Annotated in this window: 11 protein-coding genes; 4 read left to right on the top strand and 7 right to left on the bottom strand. The window is 65.2% G+C overall.

Features of this window, described 5'->3' with window-relative positions; translation table 11 throughout:
• Positions 1-137 precede the first annotated feature (137 nt).
• Positions 138-1,085, bottom strand: a complete 948-nt coding sequence (locus FAZ95_RS31585) for an SMP-30/gluconolactonase/LRE family protein (RefSeq protein ID WP_254700014.1) — start codon at positions 1,083-1,085, stop codon at positions 138-140.
• 259 nt (positions 1,086-1,344) lie between these two features.
• Between FAZ95_RS31585 and hyi the strand changes: the two genes are divergently transcribed.
• The 4 genes from hyi (at position 1,345) to FAZ95_RS31565 (ending at position 4,789) form a co-directional block, all read left to right on the top strand.
• Positions 1,345-2,133 (top strand): hydroxypyruvate isomerase, encoded by a 789-nt coding sequence (hyi, locus tag FAZ95_RS31580; protein WP_137336351.1) that lies wholly within the window; start codon positions 1,345-1,347, stop codon positions 2,131-2,133.
• A 41-nt stretch (positions 2,134-2,174) separates the two neighbouring features.
• Positions 2,175-3,068 (top strand): 2-hydroxy-3-oxopropionate reductase, encoded by an 894-nt coding sequence (gene glxR / locus FAZ95_RS31575; protein WP_137336350.1) that lies wholly within the window; start codon positions 2,175-2,177, stop codon positions 3,066-3,068.
• 79 nt (positions 3,069-3,147) lie between these two features.
• Complete coding sequence (locus FAZ95_RS31570) at positions 3,148-3,960, top strand: NAD-dependent epimerase/dehydratase family protein (protein WP_137336349.1); 813 nt, start codon at positions 3,148-3,150, stop codon at positions 3,958-3,960.
• A 61-nt stretch (positions 3,961-4,021) separates the two neighbouring features.
• Entirely contained in the window at positions 4,022-4,789 is a 768-nt protein-coding gene (locus tag FAZ95_RS31565; protein ID WP_137336348.1) for an HpcH/HpaI aldolase family protein, read from the top strand.
• Positions 4,790-4,885: 96 nt separating this feature from the next.
• Here the strand turns inward: FAZ95_RS31565 and FAZ95_RS31560 are convergent, their stop codons facing one another.
• The 6 genes from FAZ95_RS31560 to FAZ95_RS31535 form a co-directional block, all read right to left on the bottom strand.
• Positions 4,886-5,212 carry a DUF4148 domain-containing protein gene (locus FAZ95_RS31560; RefSeq protein WP_137336347.1) on the bottom strand — a complete coding sequence of 109 codons (327 nt, stop codon included), beginning with the start codon at positions 5,210-5,212 and terminating at the stop codon, positions 4,886-4,888.
• 171 nt (positions 5,213-5,383) lie between these two features.
• Positions 5,384-5,608, bottom strand: a complete 225-nt coding sequence (locus FAZ95_RS39620) for a hypothetical protein (protein ID WP_175425816.1) — start codon at positions 5,606-5,608, stop codon at positions 5,384-5,386.
• Positions 5,609-5,936: 328 nt separating this feature from the next.
• Entirely contained in the window at positions 5,937-7,964 is a 2,028-nt protein-coding gene (locus FAZ95_RS31550) for a sigma-54-dependent Fis family transcriptional regulator (RefSeq protein ID WP_254700012.1), read from the bottom strand.
• 337 nt (positions 7,965-8,301) lie between these two features.
• Positions 8,302-8,808 (bottom strand): acetone carboxylase subunit gamma, encoded by a 507-nt coding sequence (locus tag FAZ95_RS31545; RefSeq protein WP_137336346.1) that lies wholly within the window; start codon positions 8,806-8,808, stop codon positions 8,302-8,304.
• A 39-nt stretch (positions 8,809-8,847) separates the two neighbouring features.
• Entirely contained in the window at positions 8,848-11,172 is a 2,325-nt protein-coding gene (locus tag FAZ95_RS31540; RefSeq protein WP_137336345.1) for a hydantoinase B/oxoprolinase family protein, read from the bottom strand.
• A gap of 11 nt (positions 11,173-11,183) precedes the next feature.
• Positions 11,184-13,328, bottom strand: a complete 2,145-nt coding sequence (locus FAZ95_RS31535) for a hydantoinase/oxoprolinase family protein (protein WP_137336344.1) — start codon at positions 13,326-13,328, stop codon at positions 11,184-11,186.
• Positions 13,329-13,474 lie beyond the last annotated feature (146 nt).

Genomic DNA, 13,474 nt, shown 5'->3' with positions numbered 1-13,474 from the left:
GACAGGTTCAAAGGTAGCATCGCCCTCGCAATGTTGTCAAACAACATTGATAGACTTGCCGAGCAAATCGATTCAGCCGGTCGATTCGAGGCGAAACGTCGAGCCTGCACTCCACTTGGCTCATGCTTCACCCCGCTTCAAAGCACCCCGCCGTACGCCGTCTCCGCGCACCCCGACACGCCGGGGCGAACCGCGAACACGTGTCCGTCGTGCTCGGTCGCGCCCTGATCCGGCCGGATCGACGTGATGAACAGCGTGTCGAGATCGCGGCCGCCGAAGGCACACATCGCGGGCTTCATGGCCGGCAATTCGATCTGCCGGTCGAGCTTGCCCTGCGGCGTGAAGCGCAGCACGCGGCCGGCGTCGTTGGCGCAGATCCAGTAGCAGCCGTGCGCGTCGATCGCGGCGCCATCGGGGCGGCCCACGTAGTCGTGCAAATCGGCAAACACGCGGCGGCGGCTTGGCTCGCCCGTTTCCCGGTCGTAATCGAAACCCCAGATCAGGCGCTTGGAGGTATGGGAGTCCGATAGATACATCGTGCGGCCGTCAGGCGACCACGCGAGCCCGTTCTGCACGATCAGCGCATCGACGACCGGCGCGGAGAGCGTGCCCGACGTGTCGAACCGGAACAGCGCGCCGACGGGCCGCGCCGCCGTGGTGTCCTGAAACATCGTGCCGGCCCAGAAGCGCCCCTGGCGGTCGCAGCGCCCATCGTTGAAGCGCATGTTCGGGAGCGCGAACTCGGGCGCGGCCAGTTTTCTCACCTGCGCCGCTTGCGGTTCATCGCCTGCGCCGCCTTCCGGAAGCGTCACCGAAAAGAGCCCCGTTTCCAGGCCCGCCATCAATCCGCCGGCGGCGCCGAACGCAAAGCACGCAACGCGTTCCGGCAACACCCATTCGGTCCGCGCACCCGAATCCGGTTGCATGCGGATGATCTTTTGCCGCGGAATGTCGGCCCAGTAAAGCGCTTGCTGCCGCGCATGCCACACGGGGCTCTCGCCGACCATGGCAGGCGTCGCGCCCGCGGCTTCCACGCGCTCGGCGCGCAGGCTCGGGCCCGCGCTCGCCGCTGCTTCCATTGCCATCTATGTCTCCTCCCAACGAGTCCTCAAGACAAAGCGGCCGGCGCGATCTCACGTCGCGCCGGCCGCTTTATTGTTGCTATACAACATTGACCCGGTCAAGCGAGTGGGCTGGCTCCGTGCGCATAAGGGAAAGCCACTACCCAGCTCATACTTGCTTGACAACTTACTCACGAAAAGGTGATGATGCCTTACATCGCGAGCGGGACGGCAGCGCATCTGCCCTACCCGGCTGGCCGTACGTTTGCAGCGAGACACCTCCATGACGAAATTCTGCGCGAACCTCACGATGCTGTTCGGCGAGGTCGACTTTCCGGACCGCTTCGCAGCGGCCGCCCGTGCCGGCTTCAAAGGCGTCGAGTACCTCTTTCCCTACGCATACGACTCATCCCAGCTTGCCGATCTGCTAAACCAGCACGGCTTGGCGCAAGTCCTTCACAACCTGCCGGCGGGTGATTGGGCCGGCGGCGAGCGCGGCATTGCGTGCCTGCCGGATCGGGTGGGCGAGTTCCAGGACGGAGTGGGAACGGCGATCGAGTACGCTCGAGCGCTCGGCTGCAAGCAGTTGAACGTGCTCGCGGGCATCGCGCCAAGCGGTATCGCGGCGGACAAGGTTCGCGACACCTTCGTGGCCAACGTCAAGTTCGCCGCTTCCGCATTGGCCGCCGCCGGCATCCGCCTGCTGATCGAGCCGATCAACACCTACGACATCCCCGGCTTCTATGTTTGCGGCACGCGGCAGGCGCTCGATCTGATCGCCGCGAGCGGCAGCGACAACGTCTACCTGCAATACGACATCTATCACATGCAGCGCATGGAGGGCGAGCTGGCCGCGACTCTCTCCAAGCACCTGGCCCGCATCGCGCACATCCAGCTTGCCGACAACCCGGGCCGCAACGAACCGGGAACCGGTGAGATCAACTATCCGTTCCTGTTTGCCCACCTCGATCGAATCGGCTACGACGGCTGGGTGGGTTGCGAGTACAAGCCTGCGTCGACGACCGCCGCCGGTCTCGGCTGGGCCGCGAACTATCTTCAACCGGCCGCGTGAGCGGCGCTTCAAAGTGACTGACGGTCACAAGGATTCTTAGCATGAGCAAGATCGGCTTTATCGGGCTCGGGATCATGGGCACCCCGATGGCACTGAACCTGCAAAAAGGCGGGCACGAGCTCTTTGCCTACACGCGCCGCACGGTGCCCGCCGAGCTGGTGGCGGCGGGCGCGACCGCGTGCGAGAGCGCGAAGGCGGTCGCGCTTGCCGCCGACATCATCATCACTATGGTGCCCGACACGCCCAACGTGGCCGACGCCCTCTTCGGAGAAAACGGCGTCGCCGCCGGCCTCGCGCCCGGCAAGCTCGTGATCGACATGAGCTCGATCTCGCCGATCGAAACACGCGTGTTCGCCGAGCGGATCAACGCCCTTGGCTGCGACTATCTCGACGCGCCGGTGTCGGGCGGCGAAGTCGGCGCGAAGGCGGCGACGCTCACGATCATGGTGGGCGGCCCGCAAGCCGCCTTCGAGCGCGCCAAGCCGCTGTTCGAGCTGATGGGCAAGAACATCACGCTGGTCGGCGGCAACGGCGACGGCCAGACCGCCAAGGTCGCCAATCAGATCATCGTCGCGCTCAACATCGAGGCGGTCGGCGAGGCGCTGCTGTTCGCCGCCAAGGCGGGCGCCGATCCGGCCAAGGTGCGCGAAGCGCTGATGGGCGGCTTTGCCTCGTCGCGCGTGCTCGAAGTGCACGGCGAACGCATGATCAAGCGCACCTTCGATCCGGGCTTTCGCGTCGAGCTGCATCAGAAGGACCTCAATCTCGCGCTCGATTGCGCGCGCAGCCTCGGCATGGCCTTGCCCAATACCGCCAGCACGCAGCAGCTGTTCAATGCGTGCGCGGCGCAGGGCGGCAAGGCGTGGGATCACTCGGCGATCGTTCGCGCGCTCGAGTTGATGGCGAATTACACGACCGACGCACCCAAGGCTTGAACATGCTGCACGGCCTCGCGACGAGCTGGCCGCTGCTCGTCGTGTTCCGCGGCATGCTCGGCATGAAAGGATCTGCACTATGAAGAAAATTGCATTGAGCGGCGCGGCCGGCCAGCTTGGCAGCGTGTTGCGCCAAGCGCTGTTGGGGCGCGGCGTGAACCTGCGCTCGGCGGCCGGTACGCGGCCTCTGGAACCGCTCGTCGACGGCGAGGATGTCATGCACGGCGATCTGCGCGATCCGGCCGTGGTCGACCGGCTGCTCGAAGGCGTCGACGTGCTCATCCACATGGCGGGCACGAGCGTCGAACGTCCGCTGCCGGAAATCATCGAGAACAATCTGCGCGGGCTCGTCGAAGTGTACGAAGGCGCGCGCCGTCATGGCGTGCGCCGCATCATCTTCGCGAGCTCCAATCACGCGATCGGCATGCACCCGGTCGAGGACACGCTCGCGCTCGATTGCGATTTCCGGCCCGATGGCTTTTACGGGCTCAGCAAGATGTGGGGCGAAGGACTCGCGCGCCTCTACTGGGACAAGCACGGCATCGAAAGCGTGTGCATTCGCATCGGCAGCTGCATCGAAAAGCCGACGGAGTTCCGCCACCTGAGCACGTGGCTCGGTTTCGACGATCTGCTGCAGCTGATCGAGCTGTCGATCGAGGTGCCCGATCTCGGCTTTCAGGTGGTCTGGGGCGTCTCGAACAATACGCGCAGCTACTGGGACAACTCGGGCGCCGCGCGCCTCGGCTACAAGCCGCGCCAGAACGCGGAAGACTACGCCGCGGAGATTCTCGCAAAGCCGAATCCGCGCGACGCCACCGCACAGCGCTATCAAGGCGGCAGCTTCGCCAGCTTCGACTTCACGCCGCAGGAACGCCGCAATCGGGCGCGCTAAAGCCAGTCTTCAGCCCGCCCTCACTCAAGCTCACGTCAAGCTCACAGATAGGAAACGCACGATGAAGCTGCCCGACAACCCCTTCAAGCACGCGCTTGCCGCGCGCAAGCAACAGATCGGCCTGTGGTCGAGCCTCGCGAGCCACGGCTCGGTCGAGCTGCTCGCCGGCGCCGGTTTCGACTGGCTGCTGCTCGACATGGAGCACGCGCCGAACGAGCTGCCGATGGTGCATAGCCAACTGCAAGCGACGATGGGTTCCAGCACGCATCCGATCGTACGGCCGCCCTGGAACGAGATGGTGACGATCAAGCGCCTGCTCGATATCGGCGTGCAGACGCTGCTGATTCCGTACGTCGAGACCGAAGAAGAAGCGCGCAACGCGGTGGCGTATACGCGCTATCCGCCGGAAGGCGTGCGCGGGTATGCGTCCGCGTCGCGCGCGTCCGGGTTCGGCCGCGTGGCGGACTATCCGAAGCGATGCGCGAGCGAGCTGTGCGTGCTCGTGCAGATCGAGAGCCGGCTCGGCCTGGACAATCTCGAGCGCATCGCCGCTGTCGAGGGGATCGACGGCGTGTTCATCGGCCCCGGAGACCTCGCCGCCGCGCTCGGCCATGTCGGCGAGATCAAGCACCCGGACGTGCAGGCGGTCATCGAGGATTCGATCCGCCGCATCGTGGCGGCCGGTAAGCCCGCGGGCATTCTGACGCCCGATGAAGCGCTCGCGCGGCGCTATATCGAACTCGGCTGCACGTTCACGGCGGTCGGTTCGGATGTCGGCATTCTCGGGCGTGGTGCGGAGCAGCTTGCGGCGCGGTTCAAGAGCGCATGAAGTGCTAAGCCGCACGCCGAGAGGAAGCTCGGCGCGCGGCTAGTCCCTGCTTCAGCGGGCGCGATTGCGGCCCGCGAATGCACCCATGAGGCGCGCTCAATGATGCGCATACAGCGACTGCGCGTCGTTCAGCGCAAGCGACGCCATCGGCGCGCCGGCTTGCGAAGTACCCGTCATCGCCACACCACCCACCGAGGACGCCTCGGGTGACGTCTGCTGCGCCGCGATCTTCGCCTCGGCGGCCTGAATGTCGGCCGGATAGTTCACATCGTTCGCTTGCGGACGATAGCCGGCTTGCTCGACCCGGACGAGATCGGCTTTCACTTCGGCGCGCGTCACCGGCGCGTTGGTCGATTGAGCGAACGCGAATGCGGGCGCGGCCAGTGCGCAGGAAATCAGGACGGCCTGGATCAGTGCTTTCATGATGTGTCTCCTTCGAGAGCGTAGCGGCCGCATTCACCATGAACGGGGCCTTTAGGCCCTCCATCGGCGTCGATGTCGATGAAGAGTTGTCATCATTTTGGAAAGCGGCCGCTGTCCCGAAGCTGACCCTCGCATTACAAGCTCGTTATCTTCTTCGCGCGAAGCCGGCCCTCAACATGTCGCCGCCCAGGCGCTCGCGGACATGAAGGATTCGAAGATGAAGCAGGCGCAGGCTTGCTTGATGACCGGCACGGCAATTGCATCGATATGGCCAAAGCCGCGATTGATCAGCGCTTCTAAGGGAATGCGACACAGCATGCGGCTATCGAAGGAGACGGAAATGAAGCACGATGGCCATTCCCTGCGCACGCAGATCGAAAAATGGTTCGGCGCCACACAGGCCGCATCGGTTCATGTCTCGCGAGCGCCTCGCGCGTTACCCGGCGCATCGCGCTGCGTTAGCGTATCGCGGCCGCTTTGTCCTTATGTGATCGTCTTCTTTCAGCATCGAGACGGGTCGTGGTGCGTCTATCCACCGCCGGCCAATCAGCCGACCCTCAACGTGTTCAGGCGCGCGGCTTGAGCATCGCGCGTAGGCGGCCGCTTGCACACGGGCGGGAACGAGCGCGCTTCCGGGCGCCGCCGGCGCTGCGCTTGCCGCCCCCCCGCGCAGACCTGCTGCCTCACGAAGAAGGGCCTGTTCCGTCTTGGGACATCAAGTGTGTCACTCCGCGCCGCGCCGGCGCACATCGCTGACCGCTTCCAGCAGGTTGTACCGGCGGATCTTTTCATAGAGCGTGCTTTTGGCGATCCCCAACTGGTTGGCGGCTTGCGTGAGATTGCCGGCATGCTGGGCCAGCACGCGGCGGATCGTTTCGGCTTCGGCCATCTTGAGCGAAGCGGCTGCGGCCGGGCCGGGCTGGCTCGTCAACGGCTGCGCTGCGCGAACGGCGAAGGCGGCGGCCGCGCCAATTTCCACGGGCAGTTTGTCCGCGGTGATCAGATCGCCCTCGGCAAGCAGCAGCGAACCCTCGATCGCATTGCGCAACTCCCGCACGTTGCCCGGCCACGCATAGCTCAGCAGGCGGGCATAGGCATCGTCGTCGAACTTCCTGGCGGGCAGGCCGTAGCACTCGCTCAGATGGGCGATCCAGTGTGCGATGAGGGCCGGCAGGTCCTCGGTGCGCTCGCGCAGGCTCGGAATCGAGACGGTCGTGACGGCGATCCGGTAGAACAGGTCCATGCGGAACGCGCCCTTCGCGATCGCATCCTTCAGGTCGCGGTGCGTCGCGGCGACGAGGCGGAAGTTCACCTTGCGCGGCGTGTTCTCGCCGAGCCGGTAGATCTCGTTTTCCTCGAGCACGCGAAGCAGGTGCGGCTGGATATCGAGCGGCATTTCACCGATCTCGTCGAGAAACAGCGTGCCGCCATCGGCGGCTTCGATCTTGCCGGCCGCCCCCGATTTGCGTGCGCCGGTGAACGCCCCCTCCGCGTAGCCAAAGAGCTCGCTCGCGAGCAAGTCCCTCGACAGCCCGCCGCAGTTGAGCGCGACGAACGGCCCCTCGGCCCGCTCGCTTGCCTGATGAATGCCCTGTGCGAAGAGCTCCTTGCCGACACCGGTCTCGCCGAGCAGCAGCACGGGGACCTTCGAGGCCGCCAGCTGGCGCGCCCTGTCGACCGCCGCGCGCAACGTGCGGCTGTCTCCGACGACGCGCTCGAATGCGTCCGCGGCGCTGCGTTGCCGGTCGCGTCCGCAGGGAGTCGTTACAGCGCCGCGCATACGCGGCGCTCCCGGTATCACGATCATGAAACCGAGCACCACGTTGCCTTCGCTCAGCGTTTCGATTTGGGCATACCGCAACCACGGGGGCGCGGCCGAGGATGCGGCTCCCCCCATGCCGGCGTCGATACCCGGCAGCACGTATCCGGCGTCGAGCGGCACGTCGAACCCGAGCCGGCGCAGCGCGGGCACGACCTGCGGGTTCGCTTTGACGAGCCGCCCGCGCTCGTCGACGATGAGCACCGCGTCGGTGCCATGGGAGCCGAAGCGCGCCGCGCAGCGATCGAGAAGGCGCAGGCGGCGCTCCATCGCGTCCTTGGCCAGACGGCTCTCGATGCGTCCGGCCAGCGACACGGTGAGCGCAAGGCTATACCGGCTGTAGGTATCCGCGAGCCCCGACACGTCGATCACACCGAGCACGTGGCCGTCGAGCGGATCGCGGATGACCGTTGCCGCACAGGTCCAGCGCTTGATGCCTGCGCAGAAGTGTTCGGCACCGTGAATCTGCACCGGCTGCCTCAGCGCGAGCGCGGTGCCGATCGCATTCGTACCGCAGGTGTGTTCGGTCCAGTTGCAGCCGGGCACGAGTCCGACTTCGCGCGCCGGCTCCAGAATCCGCATGTCGCCTTCGTGCTGCAGGATCATGCCGTCCGGATCGGCCAGCAGCATCACCGTGCCGGTCTGCGAGAGCAGCTCGCGGGTCTGCTGCATGAGCGGCAGGCTCACGTTGATGAGCCGCGTGTTCGTCGCCTGCCACTGAACCAAATGGTCCTCGTCGAGCGGCGGGGGCGCGCGGTCGGCTCCGGGATCGACGTGGCTGACGAGACAGCGCTGCCACGAATCGTCGACGACGCCGCGCACGTCGGTGGAGTGCCATTCGCTGCCGCCCACCAGATGCTCCCAAGCGGCCATGATGCTGGCGTCGTGCTCGGGGCTGGAAAACCAGTCCATGGGCGTGCGTGTCTCTTGCATGCGTGTCTCCTGTGTCCCATGCAAAGCGGCTCGCGGGCGGGCGAACCGTAAGGCCGTCTGAGGGCCCTTATTCTGGAAACGCTGGGATCGCCCGGCCGTGCTGAGCCGGGGGGTGTGCTGCGGACATCGTACTCCGATCCCACGCCGCGGTATGAGTCAGCGGCGACTCCCGAAGAAGCAATGGTCGAGCCAGGTCGCGGGATAGCGGCGTCGCCTGAATCCCGTGGCACGTTCGGCTGCGACCGTCCAAAAAACAAACCGGCCGTCCGAAAATCGAACGGCCGGAAATCGAACGCCGCCTTTGCCAGCCGACGCGGCGCTTGCGTCAAACCTCAGATCAATCCACCCGCTCCGGAACGGGCAGCTTGATCCATTCGGAGTAGAACGCATCGATGTCGGGCTCGAAGTCGTGGATGACCGGGTACCACGGCGTCGGCGCCTCCACATCGTGCATCGTGCCGCACGTGGGGCAGTAGTACTCGCGGTACACCTGCCACTGCGTGTCGGGCGCCATCAGCCGCGGATAGACCTCGTCCATCGCCTCTTCGGAGTCGCGCACGAAAATGTTCGCCTGCAGCTTCCAGTTTTCGCGGTAGTCGCAAAAGACGTGGCCGCAGTCGCACTGCGTGACCCATTGCTTCGTCGCCTGCTGCTGCACGATGTACAAGTGCGGTCCGAGCGGCAGCACGATGCGGTCCTTCCAGCCGAGCTTCCGCTGCAGCGCGTCGAGGTACATCTGGAAGCGCTCGCCGTCCTTGGGCATCGACAGCATGCGCAGCGTCGTATCCCAGTCGAGCTTGCCTTCGACGAGGTTCCTGATCTGTTCCTTGGTGTAAGTAGACATCTCCAGCCTCTCTAATGTTTGCGCGGTAAATGGCGGGCCTTACTCTTCGACCAGCACCACGGTATTGACGTCGGGCATCTTCGACAGGTCCATGCGGAACTTCGAGCCGTAGGTCGGCACGTCCAGCTCGTCTTCGGTGAGCGTCCAGGACTCGGGGAGATTCCAGAACGTCCGGAACCGCTGCTCGAACTTCGTCGAGAGCCCGAAGCTCGTGGCGAACATGTGCTGGACCTGTGTCGAGGCATGCTTGAGCAAGATCCGCTCGCGCTCGCCCTTCATCCATTCCTGAACCGGTTGCGAGCGCGCGAGGCGCTCGTTGCGGATCTCGATGCGCTGCAGCGCCGTGGCTTTTGCATCGACGGTCCAGATGCCGTTGGCGTCCTTCGTCGCGATTGCGCCATACACTTTCTGCGCGTACTCCGGCAGCAGCACGGCATTGTTCAGGTCGCGCTCGATCGCGTCGGTCTCGCGGTCGAGCGGATCGCCGAAGCCGGGACCGCCGCGCAGGTAGTTCAGGTACAGGTCGTAGTTGCTGTAGCAGTCCTCCGTTGTCATGCACTGCTGGTCGCGCTTGACGACCGCGCCGGCGTTCAGGTGGTTTTCGTAGTCGGGGAAATCCGGGTTGGTGTCGCCGCCGAGCGGCAGGCTCTCGGTCAGCGCGATGCGCTCCTTCAGGCCGGTGCGGTGCGCCTCGAAACGGTAGCCGGTGGCGGCCGGGTAGCCGCCCATCAGCCCCCAGTCGCTGTTCATGTAGCCGTTGCCCATGAAGAACATGGTCCAGTCCTGCGCCTTCCAGACCATGCGCAGCGTTTCGAAGCCGCAGCCGCCGCGGTATTTGCCGTAGCCGCCCGAGTTGGCCTTGACGTTGCGGCCGAGGTAGAGCAACGGCTCCGCCATCTCCCAGATCTCGATGTCGCCCATGTCGCCTTCGGGATTCCAGATCGCGGCGGCGTGATTGAGGCCATCCTTGATCGCACAGGCGCCCGTGCCGCACGACGACGCTTCGAAGCTGTTGACGGCGTGGATGTCGCCATCCTGGTTGATGCCGCCCCCCTGCAGCCAGTTCGAGGTATTGGCATTGCCCGCGTTGACTTCCTCGAGGTAGCCGCGGCTGAAATACGCCTGCGACAGACCCCGCCACAAGGCGCTCCAGCCCGAGACCAGAAAGTGCCAGGCGTAGGCATGGCCCGTGCGGCGGTCGTCCGGGTTCATCCACGCGCCCTTGGGCAGATGGAATTCCGTGCCGAAATAGGCGCCGTCGTTGATGCGCTGGGTCGGCACGAGCGTCTGCGTCATCATCACCCAGATGCCGCTCGTGAACGCGACCTGATGCGCGTTGTACGAGTGCCAGCCCCAGCGGCTCGCGCCGTCGAAGTCGAGACGCCAGGTGCCGTCCTTGCGGATTTCCATCTCGACGGGCGAGTGCATGATCGAGTCGAGCTTCGCGAATGCCGATGAGGTCTGCACGTCGGGATGGTTGTACGGAACGTCGACGAAGGCGACCTTGCGGTACTTGCCGGGCAGCGTCGTCGCCTTGATCCGCGTCTGCAGGCCCCGGCGCCCTTCCTCGATCACCTCATAAGCAAACTTCTCGTAGGCGTCGAGCCCTTCGTCTTCGATCACTTCTTCGATCAGGTTGCGGATCATGTGGCAGCCCGCGATGCGGGTGCGCTCGTCGAGAATCCAGTACTTCGGCGTGCGAACCGAACGCTGGCTTTCGTGCAGCCAGTCGCGCAGCGGCGTGTCGTTCACGCCGGTCTTGCGGCACGTGATCATGTAGCCGTCGCCGAAGCGCTGCACCTGCCCCGTCGACATCGAACCCGGCGTCACCGCGCCCGTGTCGATCACGTGCGTCACCCCGCCGACCCAGCCGACCAGCTTGCCGTGCGTGAAGATCGGCACGATCGTCGCGATATCGCACGGATGGACATTGCCGATCGAGCAGTCGTTGTTCGTGAACATGTCGCCGGGATGAATGCCGGGGTTGGCCTCCCAGTTGTTTTCGATCATGTACTTGATCGCCGCACCCATCGTGCCGACATGGATGATGATCCCCGTCGACGTGAGCACGCAGTCGCCCGCGGCGTTGTAGAGCGTGAAGCAGAGCTCGCCTTCCTGCTCGACGATCGGGCTTGCCGCGATCTTCTTGGCGGTTTCGCGCGCATGAACGAGCCCCCCGCGCAGCTTGGAAAACATCTTCTCGTAGCGGATCGGGTCGCTCTCGCGCAGCTCGAGCCGCTCGAGCCCGTTGTAGTGACCGGTCTGCGCCGTGCGTGCAAGGATCGCATCGCGAAACTGCTTGAGCGTCAGACCATTCTTGAGCAGATCGGCAAAGCCGACTTCCTGGCTGGACATCATGTTCATTGCCTGTCTCCTTACTTGACTTCTCTGAGGTGGAAGAGCCGGTGCTTGTCGAGCGTGGTGGCGAAACCCTTCGGCACCACGAAGGTCGTCGCGTCGGACTCGATGATCGCGGGCCCGGTGATGACATTGCCCGGCTTGAGGGCTTCCATCCGCCACAGCGCGGCGTCGTGCCATTCTTTGTGGCGGTAAAGCTTGCGCGTGCCGGTCCGCGCTTCCTTGGGCGGCGTGGGTCCGCCTTCGGGGTCCTCCGGCAGGACCGGCTTTTGCGTGACCACCATGCCGCGCATGATCGCCCCGGTGACGGAGAAGCCCAGCTCGGGAGAGCGTGCCGAACTCGCATAGACGCGGCCGTAGGTCTCTTCGAACGCGACGACGAGCCGCTCCCAGTCCTCTGCGGTGGACGCATTGGCGATCGGCGATTCGATTTCGAGGTCGTTGAGCTGGCCCATGTACTGCATCCGGAAGCCGGGGCGCAGAATCACGTCCTGTTCGGCGAAGCCGTTGATGCGGAACTCCTCGATCACTTTGGCGGCCAGTTCGGCCCACGCCTTCTGGATCGTTTGCGCGGCCTGCTCCTTGTCGCCGGCGGGGGCGAGCTGCGGCAGCGCGAGATCGACGCTCTTGTCGTACCGGTATTCGAAGTCCGCGCACGCGCAGCCGAAGGCGGAGAAGCCGGCCGCCCAGGCGGGCACGATGACGTCCCGGAAGCCGAGCCCTTCGGTGTAGCCGTAGGTATGGACCGGACCCGCGCCGCCGTACGAGAAGCAGACGAACTCGGTCGGGTTGTAGCCCTTCGCGCTGACGTTCGAGCGCAGGTACTCGCGCAGTTGCAGGTCGAGCAGTTCGATCACGCCGGCCGCGGCGTCCTCGACCGAGAGCTTGAGCGGATCGGCGATCTGCGCCTTGATGTGTTCGCGCGCCCGGTTCACGTCGAGCTTGATCTGTCCGCCCAGGAAGTTCTCGGGGTTCAGATAGCCGAGCACCACGTGACAGTCCGACACGGAAACCGTGGTCAGGCCGCTCTCGGGCCAGCAGGTGCCGACGCGGTAGCCGGCGCTGTCGGGCCCGAGCTTGATCGCGCCGCTGTACGGATCGAGCCGCACGAAGCTGCCGGCGCCGGCGCCGACCGAATCCATGGTGACGAGCGGCAGCGAGAGGACGAGACGCGCCATGTCCGGGTCGGCTGCGATCGCGAACTTGCCCTTGGTGATCAGCGCCATGTCGAACGACGTTCCGCCGATGTCCGAGCAGGCGATGTTGTCGTAGCCGAGCGCCTCGCCGAGCAGCTTCGAGCCGATGACACCGCCGATCGGACCGGACACGATGGTCCGCGCCAGCTCCTTCGCCTTCCAGCTGATCGTGCCGCCGTGCGTGGCCATCACGCGCAGATCGAACTTCGCGCCGTGCTTGCGGCAGCGGTCGCTGACCTTCTTCAAGGTCTGGCGCGAGGGCTCGGCCGCATAGGCTTCGAGCACCGTCGTGTTCATCCGGTGGCTTTCCTTGCGCTGCGGATAGTAGTCGACCGAGGCGAACACGGGCATGTCCACGCCGATTGCCTTCAGTTCGGCGCGCACGACGTCGCGCGCCTGCCGCTCGCTCGTCGCGTTCTTGTGCGATTGCAAGAAGCAGATCACGATCGCCTTCGCCCCCGCTTCGACGAGCTCCCGCGTCGCATGGCGCACTTCCTCGTCGCGCAGCGGAATGACGATTTCGCCCTGGACGTCGGTGCGCTCGGTGACGCCGCGCGTGCGCGACAGCGGCACGAGCGGCTCGTCGTAGCGGTGCGTGTTCAGGTGGATCCGCTCTTCGAGCGCGTAGCCGAGGTAGCTCTGGATCGCGCGGCCCATCAGGTGAACGTGCTCGAAACCCTTGTTCACCAGCAAGCCGACGTCGAGCCCCTTGCGTTGCACGACGCGGTTCAGCATGGCGGTGCCCGAGTACACGCAGGTCACGAGTTCGGGATAGACCTGATCGACGTCGCGTTTCCAGTGGGCCAGCGCGTCTTGCGACGAATTGAAGATCGCGAGCGATTCATCCTCGGGGTTGCTCTGTGCCTTGCCAACGACGAACCGGCCGTCGGCGCGCACAAAGAAGGTATCGGTCATCGTGCCGCCCGCGTCGATGCCGAGTACCTGGACTTGCGAAAGCCCTTCCATGTTTTCGTCTCCAATAGTTGATGTAGCCACGAGCCGCGCGGCGTTTCGCGGGGCCGAGCGCTGCGAATTCGGATCGGCGGCTCGCGACGAATATCGCAACGGCCATGCCATCGGCACGGGAGCACTCGCGGATGTCCGCGTGGCAA

This window comes from Trinickia violacea (genome assembly GCF_005280735.1).
GTDB classification, from domain to species: domain Bacteria; phylum Pseudomonadota; class Gammaproteobacteria; order Burkholderiales; family Burkholderiaceae; genus Trinickia_A; species Trinickia_A violacea.
Note: the sequence above shows the minus strand (reverse complement) of the source record. Positions and strands in the feature narration are given on the sequence as shown.

Excerpts from the sequence above, each read along its gene's own strand:
- FAZ95_RS31585 (WP_254700014.1), bottom strand. The coding sequence starts at position 1,085 with ATGGCAATGGAAGCAGCGGCGAGCGCGGGCCCGAGCCTGCGCGCCGAG.
- hyi (WP_137336351.1), top strand. The coding sequence starts at position 1,345 with ATGACGAAATTCTGCGCGAACCTCACGATGCTGTTCGGCGAGGTCGAC.
- glxR (WP_137336350.1), top strand. The coding sequence starts at position 2,175 with ATGAGCAAGATCGGCTTTATCGGGCTCGGGATCATGGGCACCCCGATG.
- FAZ95_RS31570 (WP_137336349.1), top strand. The coding sequence starts at position 3,148 with ATGAAGAAAATTGCATTGAGCGGCGCGGCCGGCCAGCTTGGCAGCGTG.
- FAZ95_RS31565 (WP_137336348.1), top strand. The coding sequence starts at position 4,022 with ATGAAGCTGCCCGACAACCCCTTCAAGCACGCGCTTGCCGCGCGCAAG.
- FAZ95_RS31560 (WP_137336347.1), bottom strand. The coding sequence starts at position 5,212 with ATGAAAGCACTGATCCAGGCCGTCCTGATTTCCTGCGCACTGGCCGCG.
- FAZ95_RS31550 (WP_254700012.1), bottom strand. The coding sequence starts at position 7,964 with ATGCAAGAGACACGCACGCCCATGGACTGGTTTTCCAGCCCCGAGCAC.
- FAZ95_RS31545 (WP_137336346.1), bottom strand. The coding sequence starts at position 8,808 with ATGTCTACTTACACCAAGGAACAGATCAGGAACCTCGTCGAAGGCAAG.
- FAZ95_RS31540 (WP_137336345.1), bottom strand. The coding sequence starts at position 11,172 with ATGAACATGATGTCCAGCCAGGAAGTCGGCTTTGCCGATCTGCTCAAG.
- FAZ95_RS31535 (WP_137336344.1), bottom strand. The coding sequence starts at position 13,328 with ATGGAAGGGCTTTCGCAAGTCCAGGTACTCGGCATCGACGCGGGCGGC.